Consider the following 22,369-nt stretch of genomic DNA (forward strand, 5'->3'; position numbering starts at 1 on the left):
TTCACATACCCAGGTAGGCGCTCTGTACCTGCTCGTTATGCAGCAATTCGGGACCGGGGCCGGACAATGTGATGGCGCCCGTCTCGATCACGTAACCCACGTCGGCAATCGACAGGGCGGCGTGCGCGTTCTGCTCGACGAGGAAGATGGTGATGCCCTGGTCGCGCAGCTCGGCGACGATGCGGAAGATTTCCGCGATCAAGAGGGGCGCCAGGCCCATGCTGGGCTCATCGAGCAGCAGCAGTTGCGGGCGGCCCATCAGCGCGCGCGCCATGGCCAGCATCTGCTGCTGTCCACCGGACAAGGTCCCGGCCAGCAGCAAGCGCTTTTCCTTCAGGATCGGGAACAGCCCATACATGCGCTCCATGTCGCCCGCCACGTCCTGAGCAGGGCGCGTAAAGGCGCCCAGGCGCAGATTGTCTTCCACCGTCATGGGGCCGAACACTTGGCGCCCTTCCGGCACCTGGCAAATGCCGCTGCGCACGCGCTTGTCGGCACTCATGCGGCTGACGTCCTGGCCGGCGAAGGCGATGCTGCCCGCGCTGATCGGCTGCACGCCGGAAATGGCCCGCAGCAGGGTCGTCTTGCCGGCGCCATTCGCGCCCACCAGTGCCACCAGCTGGCCCTGGCGCACCTGCAGGTCGATGCCGTGCAGGGCCTGGATGCGGCCATAATGGCTGGTCAAGCCGGCGATATCGAGCACCAGCGGAGTTTGAGGTTTTTCCATCTTCATCATGCCGCCACTCCCAGATACGCGGCCACCACGTCGGGATTGGCCCGCACTTCGGCGGCGGTTCCCTCGGCCAGCTTCTTGCCATAGTCGAGTACCAGGATATGGTCCGACAAATTCATCACCAGTTTCATGTCATGCTCGACCAGCACCACCGTCACGCCCGATTGCGCCACCTTGCGTATCAAGGCTTCGATCTCGCCCGTCTCGGTATGGTTCAAACCAGCCGCCGGCTCATCGAGCAGCAGCACCTTCGGCTTGGCCGCCAGCGCGCGCGCGATTTCCAGGCGTTTTAATGCGCCATACGACATCTGTCCCGCCTCGTCATCGATGTGCCGGCCCACGCCGACAAACTCCATCAGGCCCGCCGCCTCGTCGCGACAGGCCGCGTCGGCACGGCGCACGGACGGCAAACGCAGCATGGAGGCGAACAGGTTCTGGTTCAGGCGCAGATGCGCGCCCACCATGACATTATCGATGGCCGTCATGTTCATGCACACCTGCAGGTTCTGGAAGGTGCGGCTCATGCCGCGCCGCGCCAGCGCATCGGGCGGCATGGCGGCCACATTTTCGCCATTCAGCAAAATCTCGCCCCGGGTCGGCGTGTACACACCCGTGATCAGGTTGAACAGAGTCGTCTTGCCGGCGCCGTTCGGCCCGATCACGGAGTGGATATTGCCTTCCTTGACGGTGAAGCTCACGTCCTGCACCGCGTGCACGCCTCCAAAGCTCTTGCTCAGATTGTTAATCGTCAGCATCTCACACCTCCTGTACAGATTTAGGCGGTGCTTTCGGCGTAGCAGAACGCTTGCGCGAACGGCTGGCCAGGCTCGGTACGAGACCTTTGGGCATGAAAATCATGGTCGCCATCAGGATCACGCCGAACACCACCGTTTCCCAGCCTTCGAAACTGGACAGCAGCTGCGGCAGGATCGTCAGCAGGGCCGCACCGATGATGGAGCCGAAGATCGATGCCATGCCGCCCACCACCACCATCGTCACCAGCTCGATCGAGTGGAAGAAGCCGGCCAGGTTGGGGGTGATAAAGCCGATGTAGTGGGCGCTGATGCTGCCCGCGATACTGGCAATGACGGCCGACAGCACGAACACGCGCACCTTGAAGCGCGTCGTATCGACGCCGACCACGCGGGCCGCCACTTCCGAACCGTGGATCGCCTGCAGCGCGCGGCCGACGGGCGAATCGATCAGGTTCAGCGCCAGCCAGGTGACGAGCATCAGCAGCACGGCGCACACCAGGTACCACGATTTTTCACCGGCGATTTCCAGGCCGGCGACACTGAAGGCCGAGACGCCGATGCCATCGGGGCCGCCCGTCCATTGCGTTTCGTTGTTGATGACGATGGAAATGATGATGCCCAGGCCCAGGGTGGCCATGGCCAGGGTATGGCCCTTGAGTTTTAGCACGGGACGCGCCAGCAGCAGCGCCAGCAAGCCGGTGGCGACGGCACCGGCGGCCAGGGCGGCCAGCGGCGGCCAGCCGTAGTGCGTGGTCAGCACGGCCGACGCATAGGCGCCCAGGCCATAGAAACCCGCGTGACCCAGGCTGATCTGGCCCGTGTAGCCCATCAACAGGTTCAGGCCGATGACGACGATGGCGTTCAGCGCAATGCGAATCGCCACATCATAGTAAAACGCATTGGTGAGGAACAGCGGCAGGATGGCCAGCACCAGGGCCAGCACCAGCAGTCCACCGTAGCGGGAGCGGGAAAATAATGTTGATAACCGCGTCTTCATACACGCTCCGAATTTTTAGCGCCAAACAAGCCTTGCGGCAGGAAGAACAGGATCAACAAGATCAGCACGAACGGCACGGCATCCTTGTAGGCCGAGGAGATGTAGCCGGCCGTCATGGCTTCGGCGATGCCCAGGATCAGGCCACCGGCAATCGCGCCGGCGCCGCCGCCCAGGCCACCGAGTACGGCGGCGACAAAGCCTTTCAGGCCCAGCATGATGCCCGCGTCATACGAGGTATACGTGATCGGCGCGACGAGGATGCCGCCCGCCGCGCCCAGCAGGGCCGACAGGCCGAACGAAAACAGCAGCACCTTGCGCGTGTTGATGCCCACCAGTTGCGCCGCCAGCTTGTTGTGCGAGGTGGCCAGCATGGCCTTGCCCATCAAGGTGCGGCCGAAGAACCAGCCCAGCACCAGCACGATGACGATGGTCACGCCCAGCACCCACAGGCTTTGCGGCAGCAGGCTGGCGCCCAAAAATTCGATCGGCGCGTCGCCGGAAAAGGCTGGTAGTGTATGCGTATCCTTGCCCAGCCAGATTTGCACCAGGCCGCGCAGCACCAGCGAGGCGCCGATGGTGATGATCAGCAGGGTGATGACCTGCGCATTTTGCGCCGGTTCGATCACGGTTTTTTCCATCAACAGGCCAACCAGGCCCGTGGCGATGACGGCCAGGATGATGGCCAGCGGCAGCGGCACGCCGGCGGCCGACATCACGGCGGCCAGCATCCCGCCCAGCATGATGAATTCGCCCTGGGCGAAGTTGATCACGCCGCTGGTGTTGTAGATGATGGTAAAGCCCAGCGCCGCCAGCGCGTAGGCGGAACCGACCGTCATCCCGGAATACAGAAATTGTAGAAATTGAGCGACTTCCATGGTGTCTCCATTATGTTCGGCTACGCGCGGACCGCCTTCGAGGGCAGCCCGCGCAGGTACTTCTGGCTTACATTATTTCGAACATCACTTCGACAATTGCCATTCGCCGTTCTTCACTTCCACCATGCGGAAAGCCGACAGGTCCAGGCCCATGTGGTCTTTCGCCGACATGTTGAAGACGCCGGTCGTGCCCACAAAACCCTTGGTCGTTTCCAGCGCCGCCCGCACTTTTTCGCGATCCGTGCCGCCGGCGCGCTTGATGGCATCCACCGACAGGTTCAGGGCATCGAGCGCATAGCCGCCAAAGGTCGACGGATCGATCTTGTAGCGCTCTTTATACGTCTTGTCGTAGCCGACCACGATGGCCTTCTGCGCGTCGCTGTCGGGCAGCATGGCGCCGATCAAGAGCGCTGGCGTTGGCAGGCGCACGCCTTCGGCGGCCTTGCCCGACAGCTTCAGATACTCGTCCGACGCCACGCCGTGCGACTGGTACAGCGGCAGCGCAGCCATGCCCAGTTGGCCATAGTTCTTGGTCACCACGGCCGGACCCTGGCCCAGTCCAAAGACGAAGACGGCTTGCACGCCGGCCGTATTCTTGATGCGCGTCAGCTGCGCCGTGATGTCCGTGTCTTTCGGGCCGTAGGTTTCATCGGCCACCAGGGTGATGCCATATTTGGAGGCGACGATCTGCGATTCCTTGCGGCCCGAGGCGCCGAAGCCGCTCGTTTCCGACAGCAGGCCTACCTTGCTGATGCCACGCTTCTTCATGTCCTCGAACACCTTCTCGGCCGCCATGCGGTCCGTATGCGGCGTCTTGAACACCCATTTTTTCACGGGATCGATGATGACCACGGCGCCCGCCAGCGAAATGAACGGCATGCTGGCGCGCTCCACCAGCGGCGCCATCGCCATCGTCGCGCCGGTGGTGGTGCCGCCGATCAGCACATCGACCTTGTCCGACTCGATCAGGCGCTTGGTAAAACCGTTGGCCTTGGCCGCATCGCTGCCGTCGTCGTAGTGCACCAGTTCCAGCTTGCGCCCCAGCACGCCGCCGGCCGCATTGATTTTCTCGATATACAGCTGCAGGGTTTTCAGTTCAGGGTCGCCCAAAAAGGCGGCAGGTCCCGTGACGGACAGCACGGATCCGATCTTGATGTTCTCGGCCGCATACGCGCCCGCGGCGGACATGGCCAGCACGCCGGCGATCAGGGTTTTCTTGAAAATATTGGCAATCATTGTGGTCTCCACCAGGTTGGCACTACGGTCAATGTAGGGTTGGCGCTTTTTTACAAGCCTGCGCCTTTTTTGTTTTTACTTTGTTTTTACTCGTTTATACGCGTTCAATGACGACAGCAATACCCTGCCCCACGCCGATGCACATGGTGCACAGCGCATAGCGCCCGCCCGTGCGTTCCAGCTGGTTCAGGGCCGCCATCACCAGGCGCGCCCCCGATGCGCCCAGCGGATGGCCGATGGCAATCGCGCCGCCATTCGGGTTCACGTGGGCCGCGTCGTCCGCCAGGCCCAGGTCGCGCGTGACGGCCAGCGCCTGCGCCGCAAACGCTTCATTGAGCTCGATCACATCCATCTGCTCGATGCTCAATCCCGTCTGCGCCAGCACCTTGCGCGACGCTGGCGAGGGGCCAAAGCCCATGATGCGCGGCGCCAGGCCTGCCGTGGCCATGCCCAGCACTTTTGCGCGCGGCGTCAATTTGTACTTATCCACGGCGGCGGCGGACGCCAGCAGGATGGCGCAGGCGCCGTCGTTCAAACCAGAGGCATTGCCAGCCGTGACCGTGCCATCCGGCTTGACCACGCCCTTGAGCTTTGCCAGCATGTCCAGCGAGGTATCGGGACGCGGATGTTCATCCATCGTCACCATCTTCGGCTCGCCTTTTTTCTGCGGCACGGCGACGGGCACGATTTCACGATCGAAGACGCCAGCCGCGTTAGCCGCCGCCCAGCGCTGCTGGCTGCGCAAGGCCAGACCATCCTGGTCGGCACGGCTGATGCCAAATTCCACGGCCACGTTTTCCGCCGTTTCCGGCATGGTGTCGATGCCGTACTGCGTTTTCATCTTGCCATTGACGAAGCGCCAGCCCAGGGTCGTGTCTTCGATTTTCGCCGCGCGCGAGAATGCGCCGTCAGCCTTGCCCATCACGAAAGGCGCGCGTGTCATGCTTTCCACGCCACCGGCAATGATCAGCTGCGCCTCGCCCGCCTTGATGGAGCGGGCAGCCATGCCGACGGCATCCAGGCTGGAGCCGCACAGGCGGTTGATGGTATTGGCCGGCACTGCTGCCGGCAAACCGGCCAGCAGCGCAGCCATGCGGCCCACGTTGCGGTTGTCTTCGCCCGCCTGGTTGGCGCAGCCGTAGAACACGTCGTCGATGGCGGACCAGTCGACGGAAGGATTGCGGGCGATCAGCGCGGCAATCGGCAGCGCGCCCAGGTCGTCCGCGCGCACGCTGGAGAGTGCACCGCCATAGCGGCCAAAGGGAGTGCGCACGGCATCACAGATAAAGGCTTCGTTCATGTTTGCTTCCTTGTTCGGACTATCAGGGGAAAAGCTTCGGGCGCTGGTCGACCACGCGGCGGGCCTTGCCCGTCAGGGTGCGTTCGATGCCGGCGGCGGCCACCAGGCGCACGCGCGTGCTCACGCCCACATGCGTCTTGATGCGGTGTTCCAGCTCGCGCGCCAGGCCGTCGGTCTCGCTGGCCGAAATGGTGGCAGTGAGATCGATACGCAGCTCGGCGATCACTTCAAGCTTGTCGAGGTGGCCGTCGCGCGTGACCACCAGCTGGTATTGCGGCGCCAGCTTCGGCATCTTCAAAATCAGCTCTTCGATCTGTGTGGGGAAGACGTTCACGCCGCGGATGATCAGCATGTCGTCCGAGCGGCCCGTGATCTTGCCGATGCGGCGCATCGAACGCGAGGTGGGCGGCAGCAAACGGGTCAGGTCGCGCGTGCGGTAGCGGATGACGGGCAGCGCTTCCTTCGACAGCGAGGTGAAGACCAGTTCGCCCTCCGAGCCATCCGGCAGCACTTCGCCCGTTTCCGGATCGATGATTTCGGGATAAAAATGGTCTTCCCAGATGACGGGACCGTCCTTGCTTTCGATGCATTCTGAAGCCACGCCAGGCCCCATCACTTCGGACAGACCATAGATGTCGACGGCGTCGATGCCGGCGCGCGCTTCGATTTCCGCACGCATGGCGTCCGTCCACGGCTCGGCGCCGAAGATGCCCACCTTCAGCGACGATTCAGCCGGATCGAGACCCTGGCGCGTGAATTCCTCGATGATGTTGAGCATGTACGACGGCGTGACCATGATGATAGATGGCTTGAAATCCTGGATCAGTTGCACCTGCTTTTCCGTCTGGCCGCCCGACATCGGGATGACGGTGCAGCCCAGGCGTTCGGCGCCGTAATGCGCGCCCAGGCCGCCCGTGAACAGGCCGTAGCCGTAGGAGATATGCACCATGTCGCCCGCGCGGCCGCCGCCGGCGCGAATCGAGCGCGCCACCACATTGGCCCAGGTATCGATGTCGTTCTGCGTATAGCCAACCACCGTGGCCTTGCCCGTAGTGCCACTCGATGCGTGGATGCGCACCACTTGCTCGCGTGGCACGGCAAACAGGCCGAACGGGTAATTATCGCGCAAGACTTTTTTATCGGTGAACGGGAATTTCGACAGATCGGCCAGCGACTTCAGGTCGTCCGGATGCACGCCCGCTTCGTCAAAAGCGGCGCGGTAATGGGGCACGTTGTCATACGCGTGCTTGAGCGTCCATTTCATGCGTTCGAGCTGCAGCGCCTGCAGTTCATCCTTGCTGGCGCGCTCGATCGGTTCGAGGTCATTGGGGGAAGGCGTACGTTGGACCATCATTGTCTCCTGTTTAATTCCTTAACTATTCAATCGGTACTGGCAGTTCAAGCCTGCTCTTATCACTTCAATTGCTGATGACTTCACCCGCCACGCGTATCGACTTGCCGCGAAAGAGCGCGATGGCGCGGCCATCCTGGTTGCTGACCTTGACGTCGTAGACGCCGCTCTTGCCGGCCAGCGCCTGCTCAACGGCGTGCGCCGTGAGCACGTCGCCTTCGCGGCCCGGCGCCAGGTAATCGATGGTGCAGCCGGCGCCCACGGTATTCATGTTGTAGCTGTTGCAGGCAAACGCGAAGGCGCTGTCGGCCAGGGCAAAGATAAAGCCGCCGTGGCAGGTCTGGTGGCCGTTGAGCATGTCGGCGCGCACCGTCATCGTCATGCGCGCATGGCCGGGTCCCACCTCGGCCAGGGCGATGCCCATGGCAGCGGTGGCGTTGTCGCGCGACAGCATCGAGGCGGCGGCCGCTTCGGCCAGAGCTTGCGCGGTCATGTTGTGGTCCTTATTTGACATATCATTCGGCATGAAACGTGGCTCCAGTGGCAAGTTTGCGGCACAGCAGCGGCGAGACACGGTAGCGGTCTTCGCCATAGCCATGCGCCAGGTGGTGCAGCACGGTCACGATCTGCTGGACGCCCACCGCATCGGCCCAGGCCAGCGGTCCGCGCGGATAGTTGACGCCCTTCTGCATGGCGATATCGACGGCAGCCACCGTGCACACGCCCTGGTTGACGGCGTCGGCCGCCTCGTTGGCCAGCATGGCGACCGTGCGCATGACGGCCAGGCCAGGCACGTCGTCTAGGCGCGTGACGATGAAACCGGCCGCCTGGAACAGGCCGACGGTAGCTGCGTAGGCGGCATCGCTGCACTGGTCGGCGCGCGCCACGGCGATGCGCTTGGCTCCGGCGTAATCGAGCGCCAGGTCGAACAGCACCGTGTCTGGATGCTGGTTGTCGTGCGCGCGCTGGGTGGCGCTGCGGCCATCGGTCAGATAAATCGCGGCGCCATTGCAATGCAGGGCCGGCGCTTCGTCGTGAGCCTGGCCTTCCTGCGTCACGCGGCGGCTGACGGTGATGCCCGCCTGCTCCAGGCGCTGCACCAGGCTGCGAATGACGCCGCTGTGGCCACGGCCATCGCCGCCGATGGCGGCCGACAGGGCGACGAATTCCGGCTTCGGCTGCGCGCTTTCCGCCTGCGCCACGGGGGCAGGCGCGCCTTCGCCGTACAAGTAAAAGCCACGGCCCGATTTGCGGCCCAGAAAACCAGCGTTGACCATTTCCTGCTGCAGCACGGACGGCGTGAAGCGCGGGTCGTTGAAATAGGCGCCGAACACGGATTGAGTGACGGAGAAATTCACGTCGTGGCCGATCAGATCCATCAACTCGAATGGGCCCATGCGAAAACCGCCCGCTTCGCGCAGCACCGCGTCGATGGTGGCGGCATCGCCCGCCTGTTCGTTCAACAAGCGCCAGCCTTCCGCGTAAAACGGACGGGCGACTCTGTTGACGATGAAGCCGGGCGTCGATTTGGCATGCACGGGGTTCTTGCCCCAGGCGATAGACGTGTCATAGACGGTGGCGGCCACTTGCTCGCTGGTGGCCAGGCCACTGATCACTTCGACCAGCGCCATCAAGGGCACGGGATTAAAGAAGTGCATGCCGACCAGGCGTTCAGGGCGGCGCAACTTGGCGGCGATGGCCGTCACGGAAATCGACGAGGTGTTCGTCGCCAGGATGCAGTCGTCGCTGACTAACGCTTCGAGTTCGGCGAACAGGCTGCGCTTGACGTCGAGGTTTTCCACGATGGCTTCCACCACCAGAGCAGCGTCGCTCACGTCGGCCAGGCTGCCAGCCGCCTGCAGGCGCGACGTGGCCGCCGCCGCTTCGTCAAACGTCATGCGGCCCTTTTCGGCCAGCTTCGCGTACATCTTGCCAATATCGAGCAAGGCCTTGCTCACCGCTTCCGCGCGCGTGTCGTACAGTTTGACTGTGTAACCGGCAGCCGCGGCCACCTGTGCGATGCCGGCGCCCATGGCGCCGCTGCCGATGACGGCGACGATACTGTTGTTTGCCAGTTTGTTTGCCAATTCGGTCATATCAGTGTCCCTTGAATTGCGGTGCGCGCTTTTCCATGAAGGCGGCCACGCCTTCGCGGTAATCGTCGCTGTTCCCGAGTTCGCTCATCATGCGCGCTTCCAGCGCCAGCTGCTGCGGCAGGGTATTGGCGCCGCTGGCGGCCAGCGCCTGCTTGGTGAATGCCAGGCCTTTGGTCGGCGCCGTGGAAAAGTGCACGGCCAGCTTGCGCGTTTCTTCCGCCAGCTGCGCGTCGTCCACGCATTTCCAGATCAGGCCCCAGTCTTCGGCTTTTTCGGCCGTCAGCTTTTCACCGAGCATGGCCAGGCCCATGGCACGCGCCGAACCGATCAGGCGTGGCAGGAAGAAGGTGCCGCCCGTGTCCGGGATCAGGCCCAGCTTGCAGAACACTTCGACGAAACTGGCCGACTTGCCAGCGATGACGATGTCGCAGGCCAGCGCCAGGTTGGCGCCCGCGCCGGCCGCCACGCCATTGACGGCGCAAATCACGGGCATCGGCAAGGCTTTCAGGGCCAGCACCAGCGGCGCGTAGTTTTTTTCCACCGACTCGCCCAGGTCCACGCCCTTCGAGCCTGGTTCGACGGCGCGGTCGGACAGATCCTGGCCCGCGCAAAAGCCACGGCCAGCGCCCGTCAACACGAACACGCGCACGGCGCTGTCGGCGTTCACTTTCGCAATCGCATCGCGCACTTCCTCGTGCATGGCTTGCGTAAAGCTATTGAGTTTGTCGGGACGGTTCAGGGTCAGCGTGGCGATGCCCTGCTCGATGGTGAAGAGGATGTTTTGGTAAGTCATGGCGTGTCTCGTATACGTTTATTTTTAACCCAGGTGCCACTGCCGGGGTCGGACCTTAAGGTCCGACCCCAGATGTTGTTTGGGGTCGGCGTTTACTCGGCCTGATCGAAATCGACAATCACTTTGTCGGTGAGGGGAAAACTCTGGCAACTGAGGACGAAGCCGCGCGCCACTTCGTAGTCTTCCAGCGCGTAGTTGACGTCCATTTCGACCTTGCCGTCGAGTATCTTGCAGCGGCAGGTCGAGCATACGCCGCCCTTGCACGAGTAGCGCATGTCGATTCCCTGGCGCAGGCCCGCATCGAGAATGGATTCCTTGTCCTTGTCCATCGTGAAGGTGGTGTGGTTGCCATCCATGATGACAGTCACTTCCGTTTCCTGCACGGCGCCCGCGTCGAACTGGGCGCGCGGCTTGTGGGCATTTTTCGGGATGCTGGCGGCGAACAGTTCGATCTTGATGTTCTGCTTCGGCATGCCTGCCGCCTGCAGGGCGGAGGAGACGCCCAGCATCATGTCTTCCGGGCCGCAGATGAAGGCGTTGTCGTAATCTTCTACCTTGATCCAGTGCTGCAGGAACTGCTCGCATTTTTCCTGCGTGATGCGGCCATTGAACAGTTCGATATCCTGCTGCTCGCGGCTCATCACGTACACCAGGTTCAAACGCTCCAGGTACACGTCCTTCAAGTCCGTCAATTCTTCCTTGAAGATGACGGACGACGAGGCGCGGTTGCCGTAGAACAGCGTGAAACGGCTCAATGGCTCCGTCAGCAGAGTCGTCTTGATGATGGAGAGGATGGGCGTGATGCCGCTGCCGGCCGCAAACGCCAGGTAGTGCTTGCGGTTGACGCAGTCGAGCGGCACGTTGAAGTGGCCCATGGGCGGCATCACCTCGATGGTGGCGCCAGCTTTCAAGGTGTCGTTCGCCCAAGTAGAGAAAGCGCCGCCCGGCGTGCGCTTGATGGCCACGCGCAGGGTGCCATCCTGCACTGCAGAACAGATGGAATACGAGCGGCGCACATCTTCCGCATTGATATTGGCGCGCAGGGTCAGGTGCTGGCCCTGCTGGAAGCGGAACTGCTGCTGCAGTTCGGCCGGCACGTCGAACGTGACGGCGATGGTGTCGCGCGTTTCGTTGCGCACGTTCGCTACGCACAGCGGATAAAATTTACTCATGCTTCATCTCCAGTTTCTTCGGAACGTGTGCCTGATTTTTTTAGTGGCACTTGAAGTAATCAAACGGTTCGCGGCAAGCCAGGCATTTGTACAGGGCCTTGCACGGCGTGGAGCCGAACTGGCTGGTCAGCTGCGTATGCGTGGAACCGCAATTCGGGCAGATCACCTCCAGCGTCGGCATGGGCTGGCGCTTGACACCGCCTGCTGTTGCGCTACGAAGGCCGCTGATGTCGATCACCTGCTGCTGCGGCGGGGCGATGCCGTAACCTTTCAGCTTGGCCTTGCCCGCCTCGCTCATCCAGTCCGTGGTCCAGGCGGGCGCCAGCTGGTTCACCAATGTCACCTTGGCCACGCCATGGCTGCGCAAGGCCTGCGTGACGGCATCGGCGATCACCTGCATGGCCGGGCAGCCCGAATACGTGGGCGTGATCGTCACGATGCACTCTTCGCTGCTGACCACATCGACGGCGCGCACGATGCCCAGGTCCACCACCGAAATGACGGGAATTTCCGGGTCCGGCACGTCGCCCAGCCAGGCCCATACCTGGGCCGCGTCCAGCGTTGCCATGGGCGTGTTCACTACCACTCCGCCCCGGGATAGGCGCGCTGCAGGAACTGCATCTCGGCCAGGATGAATCCCAGGTGTTCCGTGTGCGTGCCCTGCTTGCCGCCCTTTTGCATCCAGGCGTCGGGCGCCGGCATGCTCAAGGTGGCTTCGGCAAAGATCTCGGCCACGTGTTCGAGGAAGGCCTGGCGCAACACGTCCGATGGCGGCGCGATGCCGGCGGCAAGCATGGCCTGGTCGACGGCGTCGTACTTGAACATCTCGCCCGTGTACATCCACAGCTTGTCGGCGGCCGCCTGCGTCTTCGCATGGCTGTCCGCCGTGCCGTCGCCGAGACGCACGATCAGGTCACCGCTGCGACGCAGGTGATACGTCACTTCCTTGATCGATTTCTGTGCCACTTCGACGATGCGTGGATCGCTGCATTTTGCCAGTTCCAGCAACTGGAAGTAGTGCCAGGTGTCGAAGAAGAACTGGCGCATCATGGTGTCGGCGTAATTGCCGTTCGGCTGCTCCAGCAGCAAGCAATTCTTGAAGTCGTGGGCGTCGCGCAAAAAGGCGATGTCGTCCTCGTCGCGGCCAGCGTTTTCCAGTTCGGCCGCATAGCTGAACCACAAACGCGTCTGGCCCAGAAGGTCGAGCGCCACGTTGGTCAGCGCCATGTCTTCTTCCAGCGCGGGCCCCTTGCCGCACAGCTGCGACAGCTGCTGGCTGAGGATCAGGGCGTTGTCACCCAGGCGCAAAAGGTAATCGATTTTTTGTTGAGTGAGCTTGTCATCCATTGCAGGCGCTCCCATCACAGGTTCTTGACTTCTTCCGGCATCGGGAAGAAGGTGGGATGGCGGTACACCTTGCTGTTCGACGGTTCGAACAGGGCGCCCTTGTCGCCGGGGCTGCTGGCGACGATATCGGCCGCGCGCACCACCCAGATGCTCACGCCTTCATTGCGGCGCGTGTAGACGTCGCGCGCATGGTTGACCGCCATGGTGGCGTCGGAGGCGTGCAGGCTGCCCACATGCTTGTGCGCCAGGCCGTGCTGGCTGCGGATGAAAACTTCCCACAATGGCCATTCTTTGCTCATGTTGCTCTCCCCTATCTGTCTTATGTAATTACGCTGCTGCTTTGTTAGCGGCTTGCTTGTCTGCATACGCGAGCAAGGCATCGCGGAACCACTCGCCGTCTTCATACGCTTTCACCCGCGTTTGCAGGCGCTCGCGGTTGCACGGACCATTGCCCTTCAATACATTGTTGAACTCGGACCAGTCGATCTCGCCGAATTCATAGTGGCCCGTTTCCGCATTGAACTTCAGGTCGGGATCGGGCACGGTCAGGCCCAGGTATTCGATTTGCGGCACGGTCTGGTCGACCATGCGCTGGCGCAATTCATCATTCGAGAACAGCTTGATGCGCCATTGCGCCGACTGGGCGCTGTTGACGGAGGCAGCATCGGACGGACCGAACATCATCAAGGACGGCCACCACCAGCGGTTCAGCGCATCCTGCGCCATGGCTTTCTGTTCTGGCGTGCCCTTGCACAGCGACATCATGATGTCGTAACCCTGGCGTGCATGGAATGATTCTTCCTTGCAGACGCGGATCATGGCGCGCGCATACGGGCCATACGAGCAGCGGCACAGCGGGATCTGGTTGATGATGGCCGAGCCGTCGACCAGCCAGCCGATGGCGCCCATGTCGGCCCACGACAGGGTGGGATAGTTAAAGATGCTGGAATACTTGGCTTTGCCCGAGTGCAAGGCAGCGAGCAGATCGTCGCGCGACACGCCCAGGGTTTCGGCGGCGCTGTACAGGTACAGGCCGTGACCGGCTTCGTCCTGGATCTTCGCCAGCAGGATGGACTTGCGTTTCAAGGTCGGTGCGCGCGTGACCCAGTTACCTTCAGGCAATTGACCGACGATTTCCGAATGCGCATGCTGCGAAATCTGGCGAATCAGGGTCTTGCGGTAAGCGTCCGGCATCCAGTCCTTGGCCTCGATCTTGATGCCTTCGTCGATACGCGCCTGAAAAGCGCGCTCTTCCTGGCCCATGTCGTCGATGGAGCGGACGTTCTTGAGGCCGGTTTCAACCATTTGTGCGTACATGATCTGTCTCCCATGTCTTTGATTTTGCGCAGCAACGCGGTGCGATGAACAGATAATACGATACAAAAAACTATTTGCATACACTTGATGTGAGTCATTTTAAAAATTCGTATCTTGTGCGGTTGTGCGTATGATATTGCTGATGAGAAAACACTGCGAAGTGCCACCCGCGCTTCCTGCAAATTATTGACGCGCTACCCGCGCAGCCAAGTAAACTGCTGCTTTTATTGAATCGACCGCAACACGGCCAGACCGGAACCACATGAAGAACACCCGCTGCACGGCATGGATAGCCGATTTCCTGGAAAGCGACCCACCGCGCTCAAAGTCCCTGGTGATGACGATTTTCGGCGACGCCATCGTGCCGCGCGGCGGTGCCATCTGGCTGGGCAGCCTGATCGAACTGCTGGCACCGTTTGGCGTGAATGACCGCTTGCTGCGCACCAGCGTGTTCCGCCTGGCGCAGGAGGGCTGGCTCAGCTCGCAACGCGACGGCCGCCGCAGCGCTTATACGATACGCCCGGAGGCGCTGGCCCGCTTCGAGCGCGCGTATCGCCGCATCTATGCGCCACTGGTCGTGCACTGGGATGGCAGCTGGACCCTGGTGATCGGGCCGGCCGGCAGCATCGGCGCCGCCGAGCGGGGGGCGCTGCGCAAGGAATTATTGTGGGCTGGCTATGGCTTGATCTCTCCTGGCATCTTTGGCCATCCGGCCAGCAACTCGGAGGCGCTGGAAGACATCCTCGTGCGCAACGAGGTACAGGGCAAGCTGTATGTCTGCCACACTACGGAGTTGCCGGATGTCAGCACACGCCCGCTGCGCGACATGGTGGGCGAATGCTGGGACTTGTCGGAAGTGATGGCCGGCTACGAAAAATTCATCGCCAGCTTCCAGCCGCTGCTGACCTTGCTACAAGAAGCGCCTGTATTCGATGCCGAGCAAGCCTTCGTCATCCGCTCGCTGCTGACGCACGCCTACCGCCGCGTGCAGTTGCACGACCCACAGTTGCCCGTCGAACTGCTGCCCGAACCGTGGCCCGGCACGCAAGCGTATGCACTGGCGCGCGACCTGTACCGCATCACCCATGCGGCGGCCGAGGAACATATCCTGACCACCCTGCGGCGCGAGGATGAGCAGGCGGCTTCTGTCGAGCCGTGGTTCTACGAACGTTTTGGCGGCCTGAACACCTGACAAAACGTCCATGGCGGCGTTGCAGGGCCTGGGCGTACGTTCGTACTGCCTGCGGCCCCGCGCCTTGCCCTGAACATTTTTCAGGCGTTCAGCAAGCGCCTCTTATCCAACGATCATTGTTTGACAACTACCTGCTTCGCCCCAGCCAACAAATCCTGCCCCAGCTTTTCCAGCGCATTGGCCTGCACCAGCATGGTGTCGAGGATGGCGGCATTGAAGGTAAATTCGGCCGGCGTCGTATAGCCGGGAAAACGCAGAATGCGCAGCAATTCCTGCAAGGTGGTGCCTTTGCCCAGGTGCGCCAGGGCGTCGCTGAGGGCGCTGACTTTCTTTTCCAGTTCGCGTATGTGCTTGCCGTTGTCGTCCATGATGCTCTCCCCATGTCGGAGCTTCCACGTTAGCAAAGCATCTCCCGCGTCGTTTGCGCCAGCACAAAGGCGCGGCTAAAACGGGTATCATCGCGCCATTGCACACGATGCAAAACCCATATGTTTTTATCAGGAACACTCATGACCATTAAAATCAGCCAGCAATTCGACGCCGGCGCGATCGAGGTGCTGCGCGCCGACGATGCCCACTCCATCGAGCTGAACATCCGCAAGGATTCCCACGCCGACATCACGCAGTGGTTTTATTTCCGCCTGCAAGGCGCGCAAGGCGAGGCGTGCACGATCCGCTTCATGAATGCAGGCAAGTCGGCCTACCCGGACGGCTGGAAAGACTACCAGGCTGTCGCCAGCTATGACCGCGAAACCTGGTTCCGCGTGCCAACCAGCTTCGACGGCACGGTGATGACCATCGAACATACGCCGGAAGAAGAAAGCGTGTACTACGCCTACTTCGAGCCGTACCCATGGGATCGCCATCTGGCCCTGATCGACAGCGCGCAAGCGTCGCCGCTGGTGCGCCTGATCGACCTGGGCAGCACGGTGGAAGGGCGCGACATGAATCTGCTGGTGGTCGGTGACGCCGATGCCGAGAAGAAAGTCTGGGTCATCGCGCGCCAGCATCCCGGTGAAACGATGGCGGAATGGTTTGTCGAGGGCATGCTCGAAGCATTGCTGGACCAGGCCAACCCGTTTGCCCGCCAGTGCCTGCAAGACGCTGTCTTCTACGTGGTGCCGAACATGAACCCGGACGGTTCCGTGCATGGCAACCTGCGCACCAACGCGGCCGGCGCCAACCTGAACCGTGAATGGATGACGCCGACGATGGAACGCAGCCCGGAAGTATTCCTGGTGAAACAGAAAATGCATGAAATCGGCTGCGACCTGTTCCTCGACGTGCATGGCGACGAAGGTCTGCCTTACGTGTTCGTGGCCGGCAGCGATGCGCTGGAAAATTTCACGCCAGCACAAAAAGCCGAGCAAGACCGCTTCATCGCCGACTTCAAGGTGGCCAGCCCCGACTTCCAGGATGAGCAAGGCTATGAAGACGGCCCGTTCACGCCGGAAGTACTGACCATGGGTTCGCCTCACATCACGCACGCCTTCGGCTGCCTGGCACTGACCCTGGAACTGCCGTTCAAGGACAATGCCAACGATCCCGACCCACAAACGGGCTGGAGCGGCGCCCGCAGCGCTGCCCTGGGCGCGGCCGTCCTGCAGCCTATCCTGTCCACCTTGCGCGCCTGAGCATCAGGGCCGGACCGGCCCGCGTAAGCCCCATGCCCCGCACGCCGGGGCATTTTTTTTGACCGCACGGCAAGCGTTGCTGGACGAATGGTTTTTTTCGCAAACATCTTGCCTGTCAGAAATTATCGTCCTACACTATTCAACAGAATCAGGCCGTGCCACGCTGCGCGGCCCCGCAAGAATATACGGCCGGGCAGGTCGCCACGACTTCCCGCCACCGAAATACGCATCCACGGCCCTATCCCCGCCGAATTAGCTTTCTGTAACGCAAACTGACCGCATCAGTATCGTCATGCACAGGCTCCGCTTGTCCGCAGGACCATGCCAAGCGCACGCTTTCCGCTTTACGTCGAGGATGAATACCCTATGTCCAAGCTTAAAATCAGTACCCGCCTGGCCTTGAGTTTCGGCCTGATCATTGTCCTGCTTGCCATGGTGGCATTTGTTTCCGTGAGCCGTATCCGCAACATCAATGCATCGACGGAAAAAATCCTCAATGACCGCTATGTCAAGGTCATGCTGTCGAACACCATCCAGTCCGAGATCAATATCCAGGCCCGCCTGCTGGGCAATGCCATCATCGGCGCCAACGATCCTGACGAAGTCAGCAGTGCCGTGACCAAGATTCAGGCATCGGTAAAAAAGAACACGGAACTGCTGGCGCGCCTGAAAACCATGATCAACACGCCCAAGGGCCAGGAACTGCTCCAGGCCGTGATGAGCAGCCGCGAAACGTATGGCAAGACGCGCGATGCGAATATCAAACTGTTGCAAGAGGGGAAAACTGAAACGGCCGGCATCTTCCTGCTGACGCAGCTGCGCTACCCACAAGAAAAAATCTTGACGGCGCTGGCGGCCATGGCCGGCTTCCAGGAATCGCTGATGGCAGACGAAGGCAAGCAAGCCCTCGCCGACGGGCGTCTGGCCATCATCCTGACCCTGTCCCTATCCATCGCCGCGACGCTCATTGCCATCTTCCTGGCCGTTCTGATCAGCCGCTCCATCAGCCGCCCCATAGGCGAAGCTGTCAAAGTGGCGCAACGCGTGGCATCCGGCGACCTGTCGGGCAGCATCGACGCGCGCGGCACCGATGAAACGGGTTTGCTGCTGCGTGCCCTGAAAGAAATGAACGACAATCTGCAAGGCATCGTGGCCCGCGTGCGTCATGGCACGGATGCCATCGCCCATGGCTCGCGTGAAATCGCCTCCGGCAATATGGACTTGTCCTCGCGCACGGAACAACAAGCCAGCTCGCTGGAAGAAACGGCATCGTCGATGGAAGAACTGACGTCGACCGTCAAGCAGAATGGCGAAAACGCACGCCAGGCCAACCAGATGGCGCAATCGGCCTCCAGCGTGGCCAGCAAAGGCGGCCAGGTGGTGGCGGAAGTGATCACGACCATGGATACGATCAATGCCTCGTCGAAGAAAATCGTCGACATCATCGGCGTCATCGATGGCATCGCCTTCCAGACCAATATCCTGGCCCTGAATGCGGCCGTGGAAGCGGCCAGGGCGGGCGAACAGGGCCGCGGCTTTGCCGTAGTGGCCACGGAAGTGCGCAACCTGGCTCACCGCTCCGCCGCCGCCGCCAAGGAAATCAAGATTCTCATCGACGACTCCGTGCAGCAGGTTAATCTCGGCAGCAACCTGGTGAACCAGGCCGGCAGCACCATGCAAGAGATCGTCAGCAGTGTGCGGCGCGTTACGGACATCATGGCCGAGATCACGTCCGCCAGCAACGAGCAGGAAACGGGGATTGAACAGATCAACCAGGCCATCACGGAAATGGATGCCGTGACACAGCAAAATGCCGCCCTCGTGGAAGAAGCGGCAGCCGCGTCCGAAGCGTTGCAGGATCAGGCCGCCATCCTGGCCGAAGCCGTCAGCGTGTTCAAGCTCGACGGCATGCAAGCGCTGCCACCGGTTCCGGTTCCAGCCATCCGCGCGCCAGCCAAGCCTGCCGCCGCGCCACGCGTCACGGCCACTGCCGCACCCGCCAGGAAAGCAGACAAGGTGGTCGCACGGGCCGCGGTCGCCGAGACCGAGTGGGAAGAGTACTGAGGCGCCGCCTGCCGCAAGGCACCTGGCAGCTTGCAGCGGGCGCACGCCATAGGCGTGTGCCTCAGCCGCCCGCCACCACCATGCTCTCGATGAGGATGGAACCGGTCTCTTTGGTGCCACGGCGCAGCACATCGGCGCCCACGGCGACGATGTTGCGCAGCATGTCCTTCATGTTGCCGGCGATGGTGATTTCTTCCACCGGATACTGAATCACGCCATTTTCCACCCAGAAACCGGAGGCGCCGCGCGAATAATCGCCCGTCACGTAATTGGTTCCTTGCCCCATCAGTTCCGTCACCAGCAAGCCCGTGCCCAGTTTTTTCAGCATGGCAACGAAATCATCGGTGGCGGCCGTCTGGCTGGACGTCAGGTACAGATTGTGCGAGCCGCCCGCGTTGCCCGTCGTCTGCATGCCCAGCTTGCGGGCCGTGTAAGTCGACAGGAAATAGCCTTGCACCACGCCATCCTTGACGACGTCGCGGCTGACGGTTTTCACGCCTTCTTCGTCGAACGGTGCGGAACCGACGCCGCCGATCACGTGCGGATCTTCAAAGATCTGCACGTGCGACGGCAGCACTTGCGTGCCCAGGGAATCGTTCAGGAAAGTGGACTTGCGGTACAGAGCGCCACCCGAGGTCGCTTGCACATAGGTACCCAGCAAACCGGCCGCCAGCGGCGCCTCGAACAGTACGGGACAGGTGCGCGTGCCCAGCTTGCGCGCGTTCAGGCGCGACAGAGCGCGTTCGGCGGCGTAGCGGCCAATGGCTTCCGGGCTCGACATTTTGGCGGCGTCGCGCACGGACGAATACCAGTCGTCGCGCTGCATCTTCGCGCCCTTGCCAGCGATGGGCGCCACGGACAGGGTGTGGCGAGAGAATGGGTAGCCGCCGATGAAGCCGCGCGAATTGGCGGAGACAAAATGCGATTGCTGCACGTGCACGCCCGCGCCTTCGCTGTTCGTGATGCGCGGGTCGACGGCAAACGCGGCCGCTTCAGCCCGCTGGGCCAGCACGACGGCTTCCTCGGCGGAAATCAGCCAGGGATAGAACAGTTGCAAGTCGCGGGGGGACATTTCCAGCATGTCGGCGTCGGCCAGGCCCGCGCAATCGTCTTCGGCCGTGAAACGGGCGATGTTGTAGGCGGCGTCCACTGTGGCGCGCAGGGCCGATGGCGAAAAGTCGGAGGTGCTGGCATTGCCGCGTTTCTTGCCGACAAACACGGTCACGCCCATGCCCTTGTCCTTGTTTTGCTCGATCGTCTCGATCTTGCCTTTTCGGACAGACACGGACAAGCCGCCGCCTTCGCTGACTTCGACGGCAGCGTCGGTGCCGCCCGCTTCCCGCGCAAAAGACAACACATCACGGGCCAGTTGCTGCAATTGCTCTTGACTATGGGTAAATACGGAGTCGTTCATGCGCTGTTTTCTTCGGAAAGCCGCTAAAAAGGGTATCATAGCAGTCGTTTACAGTTTACAGGTGCGGCCTACGCGGCCAATCCCGCCTTATCATGCCAAATCCAAACCGGGGAGCTTGCGGCTTCCAATCCACCGAATTCGAACAGGAATATGAACGTCCGTCGAAGTCGGAACTCAAGCGCCAGATGACCGTCCTGCAAAAGCTGGGCGAAGAACTCGTCAATGAAGCACGCGACCGCGTCAAGCGCGTCCCGATGCCGGAAGACGTGCGCGACGCCATTCTCGAATGCCAGCAAATCAGGGATCACGAAGGCCGCCGCCGCCAGCTGCAGTACGTGGGCAAGAAAATGCGCACCCTGGATGAAGAAGAAGTTGCCGCCATCCAACGCACCATCGATAGCTGGAAAGGCTTGTCGAAAGCCGACACGGCCAATATGCACGCGATGGAACGCCGCCGCGACAAACTCTTGACGGACGACAAGGCACTGACCGTCTTGCTGTCGGAAAACCCGGAACTGGACGTGCAGCACCTGCGCACCCTGATCCGCAATGCCCGCAAGGAGCAGGCTGAGAACAAGCCGCCAAAAGCCTACCGTGAAATCTTCCAGATCTTGAAAGAGATCGCCAAGAAGAAAAACGGCGGCAAGAAAGATGCCGACGAAGATGACGTTGAAGGCGAAGACGACGAGTAAAAAACTGGGGTCTGACCCGGCGGGTCTGACCCCGAAAGTAGCTAAAAACCGGGATCAGCCCGGTTTTTTTACGACATAGACAGGTGCCCCATGACCACGATAGAAGACGAATTGATTATCGGCCTCGTGTCGATCTCGGACCGCGCCAGCGGCGGCGTGTATGAAGACCTGGGCATCCCCGCGCTGGAAAGCTGGCTGTCCGCCGCCATCCGCACGCCGTTTCGCCTGGAAAAACGCCTGATCCCGGACGAGCGCTCGCAGATTGAAAACACCCTCATCGACATGGTCGACCTGAGCCACTGCCATTTGATCCTGACGACGGGCGGCACGGGCCCGGCGCGGCGCGATGTGACGCCGGACGCCACGCTCAGCGTCGGGACCAAGGAAATGCCCGGTTTCGGCGAACAGATGCGCCAGATCAGCCTGCAATTCGTGCCGACGGCGATTCTGTCGCGCCAGGTGGCCGTGATCCGCGAGACGCCCGAGCGCGCTTGCCTGATCATGAACTTGCCGGGCCAGCCGAAAGCCATCAAGGAAACCCTGGAAGGCTTGAAAGATGCCGAGGGCGTGCAACTGGTCAACGGCATCTTTGCCGCCGTGCCATATTGCATCGATCTCATCGGCGGTCCCTACATGGAAACCGACCCGGCCATCTGCAAGGCCTTCCGTCCCAAATCGGCGCTGCGTCCGGCGCAACCCCTACCTGAGGAAAATACATGAGCACCTTGCTGGAAACCATACAACTCGACAGCGCACCGAACCCCACCGTTTCCATCATCTGGATGCACGGCCTGGGCGCCGACGGCAATGACTTCGTGCCCCTGGTGAAGGAACTCGATTTGCGCGGCTGCCCCGCCATCCGCTTCATTTTCCCCAGCGCCGGCACCATGCCCGTCACCATCAACAACGGCTATGTGATGCGCGCCTGGTACGACATCCGCGAAAATGACCTGGTGCGCCGCGAAGATGAGGGTGGACTGCGCGCCTCGCAAGCCCAAATTGAAGCGCTGATCGCGCGCGAAAAGGCGCGCGGCATTCCCGCCAGCCGCATCATCCTGGCCGGCTTCTCGCAAGGCTGCGCCATGACCCTGCAAACGGGCTTGCGCCACGCGGAACCGCTGGCCGGCCTGATGTGCCTGTCCGGCTACCTGCCGCTGGCCGACAAGACGGCGCTTGAACGCACGCCGGCCAGCCTGGACACACCGATCTTCATGGCGCATGGCACGGCCGACCCCGTGGTGCCGATCGCTCGCGCCCAGCAGTCGCGCGACTTGCTCACAAGCATGGGTTACAAGGTGGAATGGCACGAGTACATGATGCAGCACTCGCTGTGCCAGGAAGAGATCGACGCCATCGGCGCGTGGCTGAAAAAAGTACTGGCTTAAAGTAAAACAGGCGCGG

Annotated in this window: 23 protein-coding genes; 6 read left to right on the forward strand and 17 right to left on the reverse strand. The window is 61.8% G+C overall.

The window, feature by feature from the left end; all coding sequences use genetic code 11:
* Position 1: 1 nt before the first annotated feature.
* The 15 genes from ACP7EG_RS11970 to paaA form a co-directional block, all read right to left on the reverse strand.
* The gene (locus ACP7EG_RS11970) at positions 2–733 is read right to left on the reverse strand and encodes an ABC transporter ATP-binding protein (RefSeq protein ID WP_092796538.1); all 732 of its coding nucleotides are present in this window, start codon (positions 731–733) and stop codon (positions 2–4) included.
* The gene (locus tag ACP7EG_RS11975) at positions 733–1,488 is read right to left on the reverse strand and encodes an ABC transporter ATP-binding protein (RefSeq protein ID WP_086137156.1); all 756 of its coding nucleotides are present in this window, start codon (positions 1,486–1,488) and stop codon (positions 733–735) included. Before ACP7EG_RS11975 ends, ACP7EG_RS11970 begins: the two co-directional genes overlap by 1 nt.
* Position 1,489: 1 nt before the next feature.
* Positions 1,490–2,485, reverse strand: a complete 996-nt coding sequence (locus ACP7EG_RS11980) for a branched-chain amino acid ABC transporter permease (RefSeq protein WP_426087773.1) — start codon at positions 2,483–2,485, stop codon at positions 1,490–1,492.
* Positions 2,482–3,360, reverse strand: coding sequence for a branched-chain amino acid ABC transporter permease (locus ACP7EG_RS11985; protein ID WP_426087774.1), 879 nt, complete (start codon positions 3,358–3,360; stop codon positions 2,482–2,484). The genes ACP7EG_RS11980 and ACP7EG_RS11985 overlap by 4 nt, the downstream gene beginning before the upstream one ends.
* Before the next feature lie 84 nt (positions 3,361–3,444).
* A complete protein-coding gene (locus tag ACP7EG_RS11990) occupies positions 3,445–4,596 on the reverse strand; it encodes an ABC transporter substrate-binding protein (protein ID WP_282407809.1) in 1,152 nt (383 codons plus the stop codon).
* Positions 4,597–4,690: 94 nt separating this feature from the next.
* Complete coding sequence (gene pcaF, locus ACP7EG_RS11995; RefSeq protein ID WP_426087775.1) at positions 4,691–5,896, reverse strand: 3-oxoadipyl-CoA thiolase; 1,206 nt, start codon at positions 5,894–5,896, stop codon at positions 4,691–4,693.
* A gap of 22 nt (positions 5,897–5,918) precedes the next feature.
* The gene (paaK, locus tag ACP7EG_RS12000) at positions 5,919–7,247 is read right to left on the reverse strand and encodes a phenylacetate--CoA ligase PaaK (protein ID WP_426088059.1); all 1,329 of its coding nucleotides are present in this window, start codon (positions 7,245–7,247) and stop codon (positions 5,919–5,921) included.
* Between the two features lie 67 nt (positions 7,248–7,314).
* Positions 7,315–7,740: a hydroxyphenylacetyl-CoA thioesterase PaaI gene (gene paaI / locus ACP7EG_RS12005; RefSeq protein WP_426087776.1), complete on the reverse strand. Its 426-nt coding sequence runs from the start codon at positions 7,738–7,740 to the stop codon at positions 7,315–7,317.
* A gap of 22 nt (positions 7,741–7,762) precedes the next feature.
* Complete coding sequence (gene paaH, locus ACP7EG_RS12010) at positions 7,763–9,343, reverse strand: 3-hydroxyacyl-CoA dehydrogenase PaaH (RefSeq protein WP_426087777.1); 1,581 nt, start codon at positions 9,341–9,343, stop codon at positions 7,763–7,765.
* A 1-nt stretch (position 9,344) separates the two neighbouring features.
* A complete protein-coding gene (paaG, locus tag ACP7EG_RS12015; protein ID WP_426087778.1) occupies positions 9,345–10,136 on the reverse strand; it encodes a 2-(1,2-epoxy-1,2-dihydrophenyl)acetyl-CoA isomerase PaaG in 792 nt (263 codons plus the stop codon).
* Positions 10,137–10,228: 92 nt separating this feature from the next.
* On the reverse strand, positions 10,229–11,308 hold the full coding sequence (paaE, locus tag ACP7EG_RS12020; protein ID WP_426087779.1) for a 1,2-phenylacetyl-CoA epoxidase subunit PaaE: 1,080 nt from the start codon (positions 11,306–11,308) through the stop codon (positions 10,229–10,231).
* A 40-nt stretch (positions 11,309–11,348) separates the two neighbouring features.
* A complete protein-coding gene (gene paaD / locus ACP7EG_RS12025) occupies positions 11,349–11,876 on the reverse strand; it encodes a 1,2-phenylacetyl-CoA epoxidase subunit PaaD (protein ID WP_426087780.1) in 528 nt (175 codons plus the stop codon).
* An 11-nt stretch (positions 11,877–11,887) separates the two neighbouring features.
* Complete coding sequence (paaC, locus tag ACP7EG_RS12030) at positions 11,888–12,655, reverse strand: 1,2-phenylacetyl-CoA epoxidase subunit PaaC (protein WP_426087781.1); 768 nt, start codon at positions 12,653–12,655, stop codon at positions 11,888–11,890.
* A gap of 14 nt (positions 12,656–12,669) precedes the next feature.
* A complete protein-coding gene (paaB, locus tag ACP7EG_RS12035) occupies positions 12,670–12,954 on the reverse strand; it encodes a 1,2-phenylacetyl-CoA epoxidase subunit PaaB (RefSeq protein ID WP_034746356.1) in 285 nt (94 codons plus the stop codon).
* A gap of 28 nt (positions 12,955–12,982) precedes the next feature.
* On the reverse strand, positions 12,983–13,972 hold the full coding sequence (gene paaA / locus ACP7EG_RS12040) for a 1,2-phenylacetyl-CoA epoxidase subunit PaaA (RefSeq protein WP_071075427.1): 990 nt from the start codon (positions 13,970–13,972) through the stop codon (positions 12,983–12,985).
* Positions 13,973–14,234: 262 nt separating this feature from the next.
* Here paaA and paaX point away from each other — a divergent pair, with 262 nt between their 5' ends.
* The gene (paaX, locus tag ACP7EG_RS12045; protein WP_426087782.1) at positions 14,235–15,164 is read left to right on the forward strand and encodes a phenylacetic acid degradation operon negative regulatory protein PaaX; all 930 of its coding nucleotides are present in this window, start codon (positions 14,235–14,237) and stop codon (positions 15,162–15,164) included.
* 113 nt (positions 15,165–15,277) lie between these two features.
* Here the strand turns inward: paaX and ACP7EG_RS12050 are convergent, their stop codons facing one another.
* Entirely contained in the window at positions 15,278–15,532 is a 255-nt protein-coding gene (locus tag ACP7EG_RS12050) for a hypothetical protein (protein WP_099762069.1), read from the reverse strand.
* 141 nt (positions 15,533–15,673) lie between these two features.
* Here ACP7EG_RS12050 and ACP7EG_RS12055 point away from each other — a divergent pair, with 141 nt between their 5' ends.
* Both ACP7EG_RS12055 and ACP7EG_RS12060 read left to right on the forward strand, forming a co-directional pair.
* Positions 15,674–16,798: a M14 family metallopeptidase gene (locus ACP7EG_RS12055; RefSeq protein WP_426087783.1), complete on the forward strand. Its 1,125-nt coding sequence runs from the start codon at positions 15,674–15,676 to the stop codon at positions 16,796–16,798.
* A 366-nt stretch (positions 16,799–17,164) separates the two neighbouring features.
* A complete protein-coding gene (locus tag ACP7EG_RS12060; RefSeq protein WP_426087784.1) occupies positions 17,165–18,862 on the forward strand; it encodes a methyl-accepting chemotaxis protein in 1,698 nt (565 codons plus the stop codon).
* A 61-nt stretch (positions 18,863–18,923) separates the two neighbouring features.
* Here the strand turns inward: ACP7EG_RS12060 and pmbA are convergent, their stop codons facing one another.
* On the reverse strand, positions 18,924–20,276 hold the full coding sequence (gene pmbA, locus ACP7EG_RS12065) for a metalloprotease PmbA (protein ID WP_116745631.1): 1,353 nt from the start codon (positions 20,274–20,276) through the stop codon (positions 18,924–18,926).
* 92 nt (positions 20,277–20,368) lie between these two features.
* Between pmbA and yjgA the strand changes: the two genes are divergently transcribed.
* From yjgA to ACP7EG_RS12080, 3 genes are all read left to right on the forward strand, one after another.
* The gene (gene yjgA / locus ACP7EG_RS12070; RefSeq protein ID WP_116745632.1) at positions 20,369–20,968 is read left to right on the forward strand and encodes a ribosome biogenesis factor YjgA; all 600 of its coding nucleotides are present in this window, start codon (positions 20,369–20,371) and stop codon (positions 20,966–20,968) included.
* 90 nt (positions 20,969–21,058) lie between these two features.
* Positions 21,059–21,688, forward strand: coding sequence for a molybdopterin adenylyltransferase (mog, locus tag ACP7EG_RS12075; RefSeq protein ID WP_282407823.1), 630 nt, complete (start codon positions 21,059–21,061; stop codon positions 21,686–21,688).
* Positions 21,685–22,353 (forward strand): alpha/beta hydrolase, encoded by a 669-nt coding sequence (locus ACP7EG_RS12080; RefSeq protein WP_426087785.1) that lies wholly within the window; start codon positions 21,685–21,687, stop codon positions 22,351–22,353. The genes mog and ACP7EG_RS12080 overlap by 4 nt, the downstream gene beginning before the upstream one ends.
* Positions 22,354–22,369 lie beyond the last annotated feature (16 nt).

Source organism: Janthinobacterium sp. PSPC1-1 (assembly GCF_049897625.1).
Lineage (GTDB): Bacteria > Pseudomonadota > Gammaproteobacteria > Burkholderiales > Burkholderiaceae_D > Janthinobacterium > Janthinobacterium tructae.

Bases quoted from the DNA above. Each gene is read 5' to 3' on its own strand.
- pcaF (WP_426087775.1), bottom strand. From the start codon at position 5,896: ATGAACGAAGCCTTTATCTGTGATGCCGTGCGCACTCCCTTTGGCCGC.
- ACP7EG_RS11975 (WP_086137156.1), bottom strand. From the start codon at position 1,488: ATGCTGACGATTAACAATCTGAGCAAGAGCTTTGGAGGCGTGCACGCG.
- pmbA (WP_116745631.1), bottom strand. From the start codon at position 20,276: ATGAACGACTCCGTATTTACCCATAGTCAAGAGCAATTGCAGCAACTG.
- ACP7EG_RS11985 (WP_426087774.1), bottom strand. From the start codon at position 3,360: ATGGAAGTCGCTCAATTTCTACAATTTCTGTATTCCGGGATGACGGTC.
- paaD (WP_426087780.1), bottom strand. From the start codon at position 11,876: ATGGCAACGCTGGACGCGGCCCAGGTATGGGCCTGGCTGGGCGACGTG.
- ACP7EG_RS11970 (WP_092796538.1), bottom strand. From the start codon at position 733: ATGAAGATGGAAAAACCTCAAACTCCGCTGGTGCTCGATATCGCCGGC.
- ACP7EG_RS12050 (WP_099762069.1), bottom strand. From the start codon at position 15,532: ATGGACGACAACGGCAAGCACATACGCGAACTGGAAAAGAAAGTCAGC.
- paaI (WP_426087776.1), bottom strand. From the start codon at position 7,740: ATGACCGCGCAAGCTCTGGCCGAAGCGGCCGCCGCCTCGATGCTGTCG.
- paaH (WP_426087777.1), bottom strand. From the start codon at position 9,343: ATGACCGAATTGGCAAACAAACTGGCAAACAACAGTATCGTCGCCGTC.
- paaG (WP_426087778.1), bottom strand. From the start codon at position 10,136: ATGACTTACCAAAACATCCTCTTCACCATCGAGCAGGGCATCGCCACG.
- yjgA (WP_116745632.1), top strand. From the start codon at position 20,369: ATGCCAAATCCAAACCGGGGAGCTTGCGGCTTCCAATCCACCGAATTC.
- ACP7EG_RS11980 (WP_426087773.1), bottom strand. From the start codon at position 2,485: ATGAAGACGCGGTTATCAACATTATTTTCCCGCTCCCGCTACGGTGGA.
- paaC (WP_426087781.1), bottom strand. From the start codon at position 12,655: ATGGATGACAAGCTCACTCAACAAAAAATCGATTACCTTTTGCGCCTG.
- paaA (WP_071075427.1), bottom strand. From the start codon at position 13,972: ATGTACGCACAAATGGTTGAAACCGGCCTCAAGAACGTCCGCTCCATC.
- paaX (WP_426087782.1), top strand. From the start codon at position 14,235: ATGAAGAACACCCGCTGCACGGCATGGATAGCCGATTTCCTGGAAAGC.
- mog (WP_282407823.1), top strand. From the start codon at position 21,059: ATGACCACGATAGAAGACGAATTGATTATCGGCCTCGTGTCGATCTCG.
- ACP7EG_RS12055 (WP_426087783.1), top strand. From the start codon at position 15,674: ATGACCATTAAAATCAGCCAGCAATTCGACGCCGGCGCGATCGAGGTG.
- ACP7EG_RS11990 (WP_282407809.1), bottom strand. From the start codon at position 4,596: ATGATTGCCAATATTTTCAAGAAAACCCTGATCGCCGGCGTGCTGGCC.
- paaB (WP_034746356.1), bottom strand. From the start codon at position 12,954: ATGAGCAAAGAATGGCCATTGTGGGAAGTTTTCATCCGCAGCCAGCAC.
- ACP7EG_RS12080 (WP_426087785.1), top strand. From the start codon at position 21,685: ATGAGCACCTTGCTGGAAACCATACAACTCGACAGCGCACCGAACCCC.
- paaK (WP_426088059.1), bottom strand. From the start codon at position 7,247: ATGGTCCAACGTACGCCTTCCCCCAATGACCTCGAACCGATCGAGCGC.
- paaE (WP_426087779.1), bottom strand. From the start codon at position 11,308: ATGAGTAAATTTTATCCGCTGTGCGTAGCGAACGTGCGCAACGAAACG.
- ACP7EG_RS12060 (WP_426087784.1), top strand. From the start codon at position 17,165: ATGTCCAAGCTTAAAATCAGTACCCGCCTGGCCTTGAGTTTCGGCCTG.